This window comes from Corallococcus exercitus (assembly GCF_003611585.1).
Taxonomy (GTDB): Bacteria; Myxococcota; Myxococcia; order Myxococcales; family Myxococcaceae; genus Corallococcus; species Corallococcus exercitus.
In genome coordinates this window covers 1-12,445 of record NZ_RAVW01000286.1, presented here as the reverse complement: position 1 = coordinate 12,445, position 12,445 = coordinate 1, and the positions used below count along the sequence as shown (strand labels likewise).

General features: G+C 70.2%; 11 protein-coding genes. 8 read left to right on the top strand and 3 right to left on the bottom strand.

Translation table 11 applies throughout. The features are described from left to right. Positions 1 to 203: 203 nt before the first annotated feature. On the top strand, positions 204 to 1,295 hold the full coding sequence (locus D7W79_RS28750; RefSeq protein WP_147442102.1) for a hypothetical protein: 1,092 nt from the start codon (positions 204 to 206) through the stop codon (positions 1,293 to 1,295). Continuing rightward, positions 1,292 to 1,903 (top strand): outer membrane beta-barrel protein, encoded by a 612-nt coding sequence (locus D7W79_RS28745; protein WP_120528582.1) that lies wholly within the window; start codon positions 1,292 to 1,294, stop codon positions 1,901 to 1,903. The genes D7W79_RS28750 and D7W79_RS28745 overlap by 4 nt, the downstream gene beginning before the upstream one ends. A 12-nt stretch (positions 1,904 to 1,915) precedes the next feature. Here the strand turns inward: D7W79_RS28745 and D7W79_RS28740 are convergent, their stop codons facing one another. Beyond that, entirely contained in the window at positions 1,916 to 2,326 is a 411-nt protein-coding gene (locus D7W79_RS28740) for a response regulator (RefSeq protein ID WP_120528585.1), read from the bottom strand. Between the two features lie 292 nt (positions 2,327 to 2,618). Between D7W79_RS28740 and D7W79_RS28735 the strand changes: the two genes are divergently transcribed. After that, positions 2,619 to 4,022, top strand: a complete 1,404-nt coding sequence (locus D7W79_RS28735) for a DEAD/DEAH box helicase family protein (RefSeq protein ID WP_120528584.1) — start codon at positions 2,619 to 2,621, stop codon at positions 4,020 to 4,022. Next, positions 4,009 to 5,223, top strand: coding sequence for a DUF790 family protein (locus D7W79_RS28730; RefSeq protein ID WP_120528581.1), 1,215 nt, complete (start codon positions 4,009 to 4,011; stop codon positions 5,221 to 5,223). The genes D7W79_RS28735 and D7W79_RS28730 overlap by 14 nt, the downstream gene beginning before the upstream one ends. A gap of 14 nt (positions 5,224 to 5,237) precedes the next feature. On the opposite strand, the gene D7W79_RS28725 is transcribed toward D7W79_RS28730, so the two are convergent. Next, entirely contained in the window at positions 5,238 to 5,603 is a 366-nt protein-coding gene (locus D7W79_RS28725; RefSeq protein WP_120528580.1) for a helix-turn-helix transcriptional regulator, read from the bottom strand. 129 nt (positions 5,604 to 5,732) lie between these two features. On the opposite strand from D7W79_RS28725, the gene D7W79_RS28720 reads away from it, so the two are divergent. The 4 genes from D7W79_RS28720 to D7W79_RS28705 all read left to right on the top strand — a co-directional run bounded on the left by D7W79_RS28720 (position 5,733) and on the right by D7W79_RS28705 (position 9,742). After that, positions 5,733 to 6,092 carry a response regulator gene (locus D7W79_RS28720; RefSeq protein WP_120528579.1) on the top strand — a complete coding sequence of 120 codons (360 nt, stop codon included), beginning with the start codon at positions 5,733 to 5,735 and terminating at the stop codon, positions 6,090 to 6,092. A 65-nt stretch (positions 6,093 to 6,157) separates the two neighbouring features. Then, positions 6,158 to 6,997 carry a metallophosphoesterase family protein gene (locus D7W79_RS28715; RefSeq protein ID WP_120528578.1) on the top strand — a complete coding sequence of 280 codons (840 nt, stop codon included), beginning with the start codon at positions 6,158 to 6,160 and terminating at the stop codon, positions 6,995 to 6,997. A gap of 84 nt (positions 6,998 to 7,081) precedes the next feature. Beyond that, entirely contained in the window at positions 7,082 to 8,386 is a 1,305-nt protein-coding gene (locus tag D7W79_RS28710) for a DUF418 domain-containing protein (protein ID WP_120528577.1), read from the top strand. A gap of 66 nt (positions 8,387 to 8,452) precedes the next feature. After that, complete coding sequence (locus tag D7W79_RS28705) at positions 8,453 to 9,742, top strand: DUF418 domain-containing protein (RefSeq protein WP_120528576.1); 1,290 nt, start codon at positions 8,453 to 8,455, stop codon at positions 9,740 to 9,742. Positions 9,743 to 9,859: 117 nt separating this feature from the next. On the opposite strand, the gene D7W79_RS28700 is transcribed toward D7W79_RS28705, so the two are convergent. Next, positions 9,860 to 12,118, bottom strand: coding sequence for a M4 family metallopeptidase (locus tag D7W79_RS28700; protein ID WP_120528575.1), 2,259 nt, complete (start codon positions 12,116 to 12,118; stop codon positions 9,860 to 9,862). Between the last annotated feature and the right edge of the window lie 327 nt (positions 12,119 to 12,445).

Below are 12,445 nucleotides of genomic sequence, written 5' to 3'. Positions count from 1 at the left end.
GCCCGTCCCTGCTGCCGGGGAGCATTAGCATTCGGCGTGCCGACGCCTCTCGCCGAGATATTCCCCTGCGATGTCAGGCACTTGAGTCATCCGACCCGGCGGAACGGGCACGGCTGTGGGCGTGGAGCCGGAAAAAACTCCTGACCCTTCCGGGCGTCGGCCTAACGTGTGACAGCTTTGTTGACGGGATGATGGAGGAACCCGTGCGCCTTCCGGTCGCCGCCGCACTGCTCAGCCTGGTCGCCTGCTCTGAATCGACCGAAGGCACCACCCCGAAGCTCGAGGGCCTCATCAATCCGCTGCAGCGGCTCGTCACGCCCGCGCGCGTCTGCAACGCCGGTGGCGGCGCGGCGGGATGGCGGCTGGAGCTCATCGGCAGCCGCTTCACCCCCGTGCCCCGCGACGCGCTCACCGACACGCCCTCCGTGGAGCTGCCCCAGGTCTCGCTGAGCGGCCCGAGCGACTACACGCTCCCCGCCGACCACCTCTTCTTCGCGCGCACCGAGCTCATGCGGATGGACCTGCCCACCCGCGACAGCACGCCGTCGAACGTGCTGCCTCCCGGCGCCTATACCGTCGCCGTGACGAACCCCCTGGGCGGCACCTCCGAACTCGAGGACGGCCTGCGCGTCGTGCCGCCGCCCGCCGTCACGAACATCACCGCGCCCCAGGGCTTCCACTACAGCGCGGGCAGTCCCCTCGTCATCGAAGGCAGCGGCTTCCGCTCGGACGCGCTGCCGCTCATCGTCCTTCAGCGCGAAGGCGAAGAGGACCAGCCCCTCTTCACCCTCACCGTCGTCTCCGACACGCGCATCGAAGCCGAGGTGCCCCCCGCGACGCCGGAAGGCACCTACGCGCTCACCCTCACCAACCCCGAGGGCTGCGCCACCACGCGGCCGCAGGCGCTCACCGTCGACTACCCGCAGCTGGGAAGCCTCACCGTGGCGCCTCGCAGCGGGTCCGCCACCAGCGACACGGTCATCACCCTGACCAACCCCGCGTCCGGCAACTCGGCGCCCTTCACGTCGTCCGGCACCCACAACGTGTACCTCGTCGCGCCCGTGAAGACGGACCCCGGCCAGAGGGTGAACATCCCGCTGTACGGCGTGACCTACGTCTCCGCGACGCAGCTCAAGGCCACCGTGCCCACGTGCTCCGGCTTCGACACTCCGCCCGTCACGGATCCCGCGTGCCCCGGCGGCGTCGTGCCCGGCACCTACGGGCTCATTGTCACGGACCCCAGCGGTGCCTTCGGAACCATCCCCGCGTCGTCCGGCTTCACCGTCTCCCCATGAACGCCCTCGCCCTGCTCGCGGTCGCGGCGCTGGCCGCCGCTCCCTCTTCCCCTGGCAAGAAGGACCGGGAAGGCCCCTTCTTCATCGCGCCCAAGGTGGGCTTCATCAAGCCCGTCACGTCGCTCGGCGGCGACCTCTTCCTGGGCGGCGAGGTGGGCTTCCTCACGCCCCTGCTCCAGCGGCGCCTCGCGCTGGTGCTGGAGGTGAACTACCACCGGCCCTCCATGTCGGGGACGCTGCGCGGGCCCCAACTCGACAACCTGGGCCAGCCCATCGAGTCCCCGTACACGCTCGCCGAGCGCGAGGTGGCCATCCAGCTGTCCGCCGTGTTCCGCTTCCCTCGGGCGCTCGGGCCGCTCACGCCCTACGTGGGCGCGGGCCCCGGCCTGTACCTGCACCGCGCGACGGTGGAGTCGTTCGACGGCACCGCGTCGGAGAGCGGCGGCGGGCTGGGGTTCCAGGCGCTCGCGGGCGCGGAGCTGCCGCTGGGTCCGGGCGGCGCCTTCCTGGAGGCGAAGTACCACTTCGCTCCGGTGGACTTCCTCACCACCGGCGACGTGAACGCGGGCGCGGTGCTCGTGGCCGTGGGCTACCGGCTGCGCCTGTAGCCGCGGGGCGGCTCAGGCCTTTCCCACCGGCGGGCGCAACATCCGCAGAAGGTGCTGGGCCAGCAGGTCGCGCGTGGCCTGGAGCACGGAGCCCATCAGGTGGTGCAGCGCCTCCGCGGTGTCGCCGTGGGCTTCGCGCACGCGCTCGGAGCGGCCGTCGAAGATGCGCAGCCGGCCGGGCACCAGCGAGATGACCGGCAGCGACGGGTGACGCTTGCGCAGCAGCCCCAGGAACAACGGGTGGTCCTCGTCCGGGCGGCGCAGGTCCACCACCACCAGCGCGGGCTTGTTCTCCTTGATGCAGGCGAAGGCGTCATCGGGCTCGCCCGTGGCGGACACCTCCACGTCCGGCTCCGCGTCCAGGAAGCGGCTGAGCAGCGCACGGGACGCCGGATGCGGGCTGACGACGAGGACCCGCATCAGTGCGAAGCCCGGAAGGACACGGGCCTCCAGCCGGCGGGCGGAACACGGCGAGCAGCGGCGGGGCAGGTCCAGGCCATGGGGTGAGCACGTAACGCCCGGGCCCCCCACAAAGCAATCCATCCCGCGTCCAGAAGGCACGCAGTGCCTCCAGGCAGCCAACCGTCCGCGCCCGTGGTTTCTTCAAGCCCCGCGGGCCAGAGTGGCGGAGCGCCTTCCAACCCGCTACTTCCCTTCCCGCGCGAGTCTCCCCCCACGTCGGCTCCCCGAGTCCCGAGCGTCCGCCATCGAGCCCCTGCCCTCTCCCCTCACCGAGCTGCACTACGACAGCGGCACGCTGGTGGCCCCGACGCTGCCCGACGACGCGCGCCTGCACGCGCTCTTCCAGAAGGACGGGCGCACGGGCGTCTTCCGCGCGCCCGCGCTGCACTACCGCGACGTCGTCCTGCGCCTGCGTGAATGCGGGCTGCCCTACGAGGACCGGGCGAAGCGCTTCGAGCCGGTGGAGCTGCCCCTCACCGTCCCCATCGAGCCGTTCCCGCATCAGCGCGCGGCGCTGGAGGCCTGGACGCGCGCGGGGGGCCGGGGGCTGGTGGAGCTGCCCACGGGCGCGGGCAAGACGCTGCTGGCGGTGCTGGCCATCGCGTGGGTGAAGCGGCCCACGCTGGTGGTGGTGCCCACGTTGGATTTGATGGCGCAGTGGCAGGGCGTGCTGGCGAAGCACTTCTCCGGCCCGGTGGGCATGGTGGGCGGCGGCGTCAACGACCGCCAGACGCTCACGGTGACGACGTACGACTCCGCGGCGATGCAGATGGAGTTCACGGGCAACCGCTTCGGCCTGCTCATCTGCGACGAGTGCCACCACCTGCCCGCGCCCAGCTATCGCTTCATCGCGGAAGGGACGCTCGCGCCCTACCGGCTGGGGCTCACCGCGACGCTGGAGCGCGCGGACGGCGGCGAGCGCGTGTGCGAGGAGCTGCTGGGCCCGCTGGTGCACCGCACCGGCATCGACGAACTCCAGGGCCAGTACCTGGCGCCCTACGAGGTCCGCCGCATCGAGGTGCCGCTGACGCCCGACGAGAAGACGCGCTACGACGAGGCGCGAGGCCGCTACCTCACGTTCGTGAGGAGGCTGGGCGTGCCGCTCGCGTCGCCGGAGGGCTGGGCGCGCTTCCTGGCGCAGAGCCAGCGCAGCGACGAGGGCCGCGCGGCGTACCGGGGCTACCGGGAGCAGCGCCGCATCGCGCTCACCTCCAGCGGCAAGCTGGACGCGCTCTGGAAGATATTGCTGGAGCACCGCGAGGACCGCGTCATCGTCTTCACGGACGACAACGAGACGGTCTACACGCTGGCGCGCAAGCTGCTGCTGCCCGCGCTCACGCACCACACGCCGCTGCCGGAGCGCAAGGCGCTGCTGGCCGCGTTCGCCAGCGCGGAGCTGCCGGTGCTGCTCACGTCCCGGGTGCTCAACGAGGGCGTGGACGTGCCCGAGGCCCGCGTGGGCGTGGTGCTCAGCGGCAGCGGCAGCGTGCGCGAACACGTCCAGCGCCTGGGCCGCATCCTGCGAAAGCGCCCCGGCAAGCGCGCCCTGTTGTACGAGGTGTGCTCCGCGCAGACGGCGGAGAGCGGCATCAGCGAGAGGCGCCGGCAGCACCGCGCCTACCAGGAACCGGAGGGCCCTCCCGATGCTGACGCGTGAGCTGCTCGCCTCGCGCGTGCGCGAAGGCATCCTGCGGCCTTCCTTCGTGAAGACGCACGACCCGTCCCTCCAGGCGCTCGCGAAGGAGCTGCTCGCGGACGCGGAGGCCTTCCGGGGCCAGAGCCGCGACGACGTGGAGGAGGCCTTCAGCCTCAAGGCCGGCGCGTTCAGCCGCCCCAAGGTCGCGCGCGGACTGGTGAAGCTGCTGCTCGACCGGCTCGTCTTCGACGAGGCTGGTGAAGGCGCCACGGAGGCACGCTGGCGCACGCTGCTCGTGGGCGCGAAGGTGCTGCGGACCCTTTCTCCGGACACGACCCTGGAGGCCTACGAAGCGCGCCTCACCGAGGCCCTGGGCGCACCGCTCCCCGCCACCCGCGAAGCGCTGTACTCGGACCTGCCCGGCAACCGGAAGCTGCTCGGCTGGGATGGGGAGGCGCTCACGCCGCAGGGCCTGCTGGACCGCTACAACCTGGCGCTCGCGCAGGGGCCGCTCTTCAACGCCCGGCGCCTCACCCTGCGCGCCCGGTCGCCGGAGCTCCTGCGCGTGCGCAAGCTGCTGCGCTGGCTGAAGTTCTGCCGGCTGGTGGCGGAGGTGCGGCGCGACGGCGAGGACTGGTCCCTGGAGGTCGAAGGTCCCGGCGCGATGCTGTCCCTGCAGAAGAAGTACGGCCTGCAGCTGGCGAGCTTCCTCTCCGTGGTCCCCATCCTGGAGCGCTGGGAGCTCTCCGCGGTGCTGGAGGACGCGCGCAAGCGCTCCACGCTCCAGCTCTCCCACGAGGATCCGCTGGTGTCCCCGCTGCCCGCCGCGCTGGGCCACGTGCCACCGGAGGTGGCCGCGCTGGCGGAAGGCTTCGAGGACGACGCCTGGGCGTTGGACTTGACGCCCCTGCCCCGCCACACCGGCGCCGCCGGCCTGTGCGTGCCCGACCTCACCTTCCGCCACCGGAAGACGGGCCAGGAGGTCGCGCTGGAGCTGTTCCACCCGTGGCACGCGGCGCCGCTGTCACGCCGGCTGGCGGAGCTGCGCGCGCGTCCCGACGCAGGGCTGCTCCTGGGCGTGGACCGCGCGCTGGCGAAGGAGGCGGCGGAGCGGCAGGTGCTGGAGGATCACCCGCAGGTGGTGCTCTTCAACGGCTTTCCCTCCGTCCGGAAGCTGCGGGAGCGGCTGTCGCGCTGGGCCGGCGCGGCGGAGGCCGGATGAGCACCGGGGCGCCTTCAGCTGCGCGGTTTGAACTGCGAGGCCAGCACGCTGAGGATGCGGATGGAGCCCCGGTCCAGCTGCTTCGCGCGGCGCAGCAGACGGCGCAATTCCGCGGACTCGCCGTAGTCGGACGGAGGCTCCGCGGCCCACTTCACGTCCTGCGACGGCTTCAGACCCAACGCCTCGTCCGCGGAGATGGACAGCACCACGCACAACCGACGGAAGGTCTGGATGCTGGGCAGCATGTGCCCGCGCTCCAGACGCCCATAGACTTCACTCGCGATGCCAATGCGCTCCGCCACGTCCGCCTGGGTCAGGTTCAGGCGGGTGCGGGCGACGCGGGCCGCACCTCCGAGCCGGGATGCGAGGGTCTTTTCCATGGGGTCGTTAACCTACCGGGTTCGCCCATGTCGATATGACTTGAGAGGTTGGCTTCCAAGAACTTCCGGGGTAGGCTTTTCGCGACACAACCTCTTGCGTCAAGCCTGTCCGCACCACCCACTGCCTTCATGCGAGAGCCCTCCAACCCTCCCAGCTTCCTGTTCGTGGACGCGGATCCACGCGCGCTCGCGGCGCTGCGGCGGCTGTCCAGGCACCTGCCCGGCGACAAGCGCTTCGCCCAGGGCGTGCGCGAAGCGGAGCGGCTGATGGGGGAAGCACCGCCGTCCGTGGTGGTGAGTGGCCAGGGCCTGCCGGATGGTGACGGGCTGTGCCTGCTCACGTGCGTGCGCGCCCGGCATCCTCGTGCCGTGTGCGCGCTGCACACTTCGCAACCCCCGGCGCGCGGGCTGCGGGAGAAGGGCATCACCTGGATGGACCGCGCCGCGCCTCCGCAGCAGGTGCTGGCGCTCCTGGCGTCGCTGGGCTGACGGCCGGCCGTTCCCATGGCGCGCGCCGCCGTGCGCGTTAAGGTAGGGCCTTCCCCACGCACGCCATGAAGCTCTACGCCATCAGCGACCTGCACCTGCGGCACAAGGAGAACCACGAGGCGCTGGCGGCACTCGCGCCGCGCCCGGACGACTGGCTCATCGTCGGCGGAGACGTGGGCGAGACGCTCGCGGACATGGAGCTGATGCTGCGCACGCTCACCGCGCGCTTCCGCCAGGTCGTCTGGGTACCGGGCAACCACGAGCTGTGGACCATGCCCTCGGAACAGCCGCCGCTGAAGGGCGAGGCGCGCTACCTGCGCATGGTGGACTTGTGCCACCGCTACGGCGCGCTCACGCCGGAGGATCCGTATCCGCGCTGGCCGGGTGAAGGCCCCCACCGCGTCGTCGTCCCCATGTTCCTGGGCTACGACTACACCTTCCGCCCGGACACCGTGCCCGTGGACAAGGCGCTGGAGTGGGCCTGGGAGGACGACCTGATGTGCACGGACGAGGTGCTGCTCCACCCGGAGCCGTACCCCACCCGTCAGGCCTGGTGCCACGCGCGCGTGGAGCGCACCCGCGCGCGGCTGGAGCGGCTGCCGCCCGGGTGCTCCACCATCCTCATCAACCACTACCCGCTGCGCTACGAGCACGTGCGGCTGCCGCGCATCCCGCGCTTCTCCATCTGGTGCGGCACGCGCCTCACCGAGGACTGGCACACGCGCTACCGCGCGGAGGTGGTGGTGACGGGGCACCTGCACATGCCCTCCACGCTGTGGCGCGACGGCGTGCGCTTCGAGGAGGTCTCCCTGGGCTACCCCATGCAGTGGCGCCACCGGGGCGGCCTGGAGCGCTGCCTGCGCGAGGTTCTGCCCGGTCCGGAGAAATCCGCCCCGCCGCTGTGACGTCGTGAGTCACGGGCGCGTGCGGACCGCGTCACACCTCGTGCGTTTGACGGTGTGGAGCACGCGGGCGTGTAGTGGCGCACCATGCCCGAGCCCTCCTCCGTCGGTCCCGTCGAAGCCTCCGAGCGCGTGCACCTGCTGGACGCCCTGCGCGGCTTCGCGCTGCTGGGTGTCTTCGTCTCCAACAGCCTGAGCTGGTTCAGCGGCCGTTCGCTGCTGCCGCGCGAACAGGCGAAGGCGCTGACGGCGTCCACCCTGGAGACGGTGGTCAACTCGCTCTACGCCTTCTTCGTGGACCAGAAGTTCATCACCCTCTTCTCCCTGCTGTTCGGCATGGGCTTCGCGCTGCAGATGACACGCGCGGAGGGACGGGGCGCATCCATCGTGCCGGTGTACCGGCGCCGGTTGCTCGTGCTGTTTGGCATCGGCCTGGTGCACATGTTCGGGGTGTGGGTGGGGGACATCCTCAGCACCTACGCGATGGTGGGCTTCGTGCTGCTCCTGTTCCGCAAGCGCTCCGACAGGACGGTGCTCACCTGGGTGGCGGTGCTCTTCGTCGTGCTGCCGCTCACGCTGTCCATCGCGCAGCGCTACGGCCCGGAGCTCCTGCACGGCAAGGAGGCCGCGGAGGCCGCCGCCAAGGCCACGCGCGAGGAGGAGGGCGCGCACCGCACGGCGTTCTTCACCGGCCTGTCCAGCCACTCGGTGGTGGCGTCGCAGCAGGCCAACGCCGTCTTCGCCTGGCAGAACCTGCCCAACCCGGGCCGCCCCATCTGGCTGTCCATCATCCTGGGCCGCTTCCTCCTGGGCCTGTGGGCCGGGCGCCACCGGGTGCTGGAGGAGGTGGAGCGCCACCGCAAGCTGCTGGTCCGGGTGATGGCGTGGGGGCTGGCCGTGGGCAGCGCCGTCGCCACCCTGTCGCTGGTGCTCAACCTGATGAACCGGAACGTTCCCGGCGGCGGGCCCCTGGGGCAGCTCAGCCCGCCGGCGTGGATGGTGGGCATGCGCACCCTGCGGGAGGTGGGCTTCCTCTTCATGGGCACGGGCTACGCGGCGGCCTTCGCGCTGCTCTTCCAGAAGGAGCGCTGGCGCAAGGTGCTGGGCGTGCTCACGCCCGTGGGGCGCATGGCCCTGACGCTCTACCTGATGCAGTCCGTGGTGAGCATCTGGCTGTATGACGGCTGGGGCCTGGGGCTGGTGGGGAACACGCCGCCGTCGCGCACGGTGCTGCTGTGCCTGGGCGTCTTCGCGGCGCAGGTCGCCTTCAGTCACTGGTGGCTGGCGCGCTTCCGCTTCGGTCCGGTGGAGTGGCTGTGGCGCTCGCTCACGTACGGACGCGCGCAGCCCATGCGCCTGGCCCCCGCCCGCGAGGCGCCCGCCGCGCACTGAAAGCCTGCTGTCCGTGCAGGGGGGCTCGATTGACGCTGCCGATGACGACAGCGTGTAGTCCCCGGCATGTCCGAAACACTCTCCGCAGGTCCCACCGAGCACTCCGAGCGCGTCCATGCCCTGGACGCCTTGCGCGGCTTCGCGCTGGTGGGCGTCTTCATCTCCAACAGCCTGAGCTCGTTCAACGGCCGGATGTTCCTGCCGCGCGAGCAGGCCCTGGCGCTGGCGGCCCCCCCGCTGGAGGCCGCGGTCAACTCGCTCTTCGGCCTCCTCATCGACCAGAAGTTCGTCACCCTCTTCACCATCCTCTTCGGGCTGGGGTTCGCGCTGCAGATGACGCGCGCGGAAGCGAAGGGGACGTCCATCGTGCCGATGTACCGGCGCCGGCTGACCGTGCTGTTTGGCATCGGCCTGGTCCACATGTTCGGGGTGTGGGTGGGGGACATCCTGGCCACCTACGCGGTGGTGGGCTTCATGCTGCTGCCGTTCCGCAAGTGCTCCGACAAGGCGGTGCTCGTCTGGGCGGCGGTGCTCCTGTTCGCGCTGCCCATCACCTTCACCGTCGGACAGCGGGTGCTCCCCGTGGTGCTGAACGGCGCGGCGGAGGCGGAGCGTGCCCAGAAGGCCACGCGGGACGAGGACGCGGCCCACCGCGCGGAGCTCCTCGCCGGCCTGTCCAGCGACTCGGTGGTGACCAGCCAGCTGGCCAACGTGCGCTTCGGCTGGGCGGGGATGAACAACCCCAACCGCCCGCTGCTGCTGTCCATCGTCCTGGGGCGCTTCCTCCTGGGCCTGTGGGCCGGACGCCGCGGGCTCATCCAGGACGTGGAGCGCCACCGCAAGCTGCTGCGGCGGCTGGCGGCCTGGGGGCTGGGGGTGGGCAGCGTCATCGGCCTGTTGGTGATGGTGCTCAACCTCGTCTACCGGGGCGTGGCCAGTCCGCCGGGGTGGCTGGCGTGGCTGCGCACCCCGCGCGACGTGGGCTACCTCTTCATGGGCACGGGCTACGCGGCGGGCTTCGCGCTGCTCTTCCAGAAGGAGCGCTGGCGCAAGGTGCTGGGCGTCTTCGAGCCCGCGGGCCGCATGGCGCTGACGTGCTACCTCATGCAGTCCGTGATGGGCCTCTGCGTGTATGACGGCTGGGGGCTGGGGCTCATCGCCCACACGCCGCCGTCGCGCACGGTGCTCTACTGCGCGGTCCTCCTCGCGGGGCAGCTCGCCTTCTGCCACTGGTGGCTGGCGCGCTTCCGCTTCGGTCCGGTGGAGTGGCTGTGGCGCTCGCTCACCTACGGCCGCGCCCAGTCCATGCGGCGGGTCTCCACGAGCGCGGCGGGCGCGGCGGGCGTGGCGCACTGAAGCGCCTTCGCTGAATCGGACCGGACAAAAAAGAACCCCGGGTCCCGCGAGGAAGCGGGAGCCCGGGGTTTCAGGAGCGGAGCGCGGCGGCTTCGCCGCGCCCCATTCCCTCAGGGACTACGGGACCTTGTAGGAGGCCGCGAGCACGGTCTTGATGTAGCCGTTGACCGTGGTGTCCACCAGGCTCGGCACGCCGACCACGCTGATGTAGTACTTGCCCGCCGGGATGTTGCGCAGGATGCAGCTCTCCGTCGCGCTCTCCTTCACGCCACGGCAGTTGTACTCGAACTGCGTCGGGGCGGCGGCGGCGCGGACGTAGAGGTCCGCGTTGCCCTCACCCTCGCCCAGGGCGACGGACAGGGTGTTGATGCCGGAGTCCTTCTTGAACTCGGGCACGTCGATGATGAAGGTCTGCGTGGAGCCCGGGACGCCCGAGAGGTTCTCGATGCGGGTCTCGTTGCCGATGTCCACGAAGCCACCCTTCCAGGTCACGGACAGGCTGGTGTTCGTGTAGGAGGTGAAGCCCTTGATCATCACGTACCAGATGCCCTTGGGGCCGGAGGTCGGGAAGGCGCAGACCTCGCTGTTGCCGGACTTGTACGGACGGCAGTCGTACAGGGAGTCCGTCGGGGCGTTGTTCTTGCGGACGTAGAGGTCCGCGTCACCCGTGCCACCGGACAGCGTGAAGGTCACGTCCGTGGCGCCCTCGGGGATGGTCACCGAGTAGTACACCTTGCTGCCGGAGGTGCCGGAGATGCCCGTCACGGGCACGCCCTTCTCGATCGGCGTGGTGACCGGAGGAGGCACGGGCACGCCCACGCCCACGGCCTTCCAGGCGTTGCCCACCGAGGCGATCTCCGCCGCGGTGAAGCCCAGCTGCGTCGCGGCCTGCTCCGAAGCGGTCTTCGCCGCCTCGAAGTTGGAGGACGCGGTCAGCAGGTCGGCGTTGATCTTGTAGAAGACGCGGGCGGCCTTCTCGAAGCCGATGCCGGTGACGACCTGGGTCGTCTTGGCGCGCGGGTGCGTGCCACCCTCGGACATCAGGTAGAACGCCAGGTTGGAGATACCGGAGCTGTAGTGCACGTCCACGCCCGAGCCGTAGTCCGGGTAGTAGTCGAGCGAGTCCCCGTCCTGCGTGGGGTTCTTCATGTAGCGCAGGCCGTCACCCGGGATGTTCGGGGTCCAGACGTCGTCGCCGACGATCCAGGTGCCCGCGTCGATGACCTTGCCCTTGCCGTACCACTCGCAGACCGCGCCGAAGATGTCGGACAGGGACTCGTTGAGGCCGCCGGACTCACCGGAGTAGGTGAGGTTGGACTCGTGCTCCGTCACGGCGTGCGTCAGCTCGTGCGCCGTCACGTCCAGCGAGTTCGCCAGGTTGGAGGCGTTCACGCCGTCGCCATCGCCGTACACCATCTGGGTGCCGTCCCAGTAGGCGTTGACGTAGTTGTTGCTGTAGTGGACGAAGCTCTTCAGCGTCGCGCCCGCGTTGTCGATGGAGTCGCGGCCGAACAGGCTCTGGTAGCAGTCGTAGACCGTGCCCAGGTGGTTGTAGTTGTTGTTCACCACCGCGTCGGCGTGGGCCGGGTCACCCTCCCAGCGAGCGCGGACGCCGCCGGTGGGGACGTTCGTCTTGTGCTGCATGTCGTTCACCTGGCGGTTCTTCGCCGAGTGGACGTGCGGAACGCGCTCGAAGACGTCGCCCGTCTTGGCGTTCACGTACACGGAGTCATCCACCGGGGTGGTGTCCGCCAGCTCGGCCTGGACGCGAACTTCGTAGGCCAGGACCAGCTCGTTGCCCGAGCGGCGGTAGACCAGCTGGGGCTCCGCGTTGGAGGACGCGCGCTCCGGGGTGCCGCGATCACCGATGGCCGCCGCGATGGCCGCCTCGGACGCGATGGAGGCCTTGGCCTCCGCCTTCAGGTCGCCGCGGGCGTTGCTGTTCACCGCGAACACGGTGCCGTTGCGCGCGTGCAGGCGGACTTCGGCGTCCTGCACCAGGATGCCGTTCTTGGTCACGCCGTAACGGAAGTGGGTGTCACCGTCGAAGCCGACGTAGGCCTTCTTCAGGAACAGGTCGTTCGGGTCCAGGCGGAACAGCGGCGCCACGCCCGCGAGCACCGGCGCCAGCTGCTGCTGGGCCGCGATGCCCTGGATGGCCGAGGGAGCGGGGACGGAACCGAAGGAACCGGTGACGAAGGTGGGGACCGCGTCGGAGTCCGCCGCGATGACCTTCTGGCCCGCCGACAGGTTGGCGGAAGCCTTCTGGACGTTCGCGTCCTCCGTGTTCGCGGCAGGAGCGCCATCAGTGCAAGCGCCAACCATCAGGGACAGGGCTGCGGCACCCAGGGCGCCGAATACTCGCTTCTCGTACATGTAATCCTCCTAAGGGGAAAGATTAGAAAACACTGTGACACAAGAGAGGCGCGTATTTCAAGTACAGGCGAGATTTCTACCTTTACGTCGTTTCTCAGACTTCGAGATTATCTCGCAACTGCTTGAAATGACGGAGGGACTCACGCAGCCCGGCTGAGACGGGGTGGATGCTTCAAACCGGTAAGGCGGTTACTTCATGGTTGAAGCACCTGTCGGCGGATGCGTGCAATGAGTGAACGACGGGGAGAAATTGCCGTCTCATTTATTCCCGACCCGGGTGGGTCCCGTGTCACCGGAGACACTGGGGGACCCCCTTCGGGCGGGGCG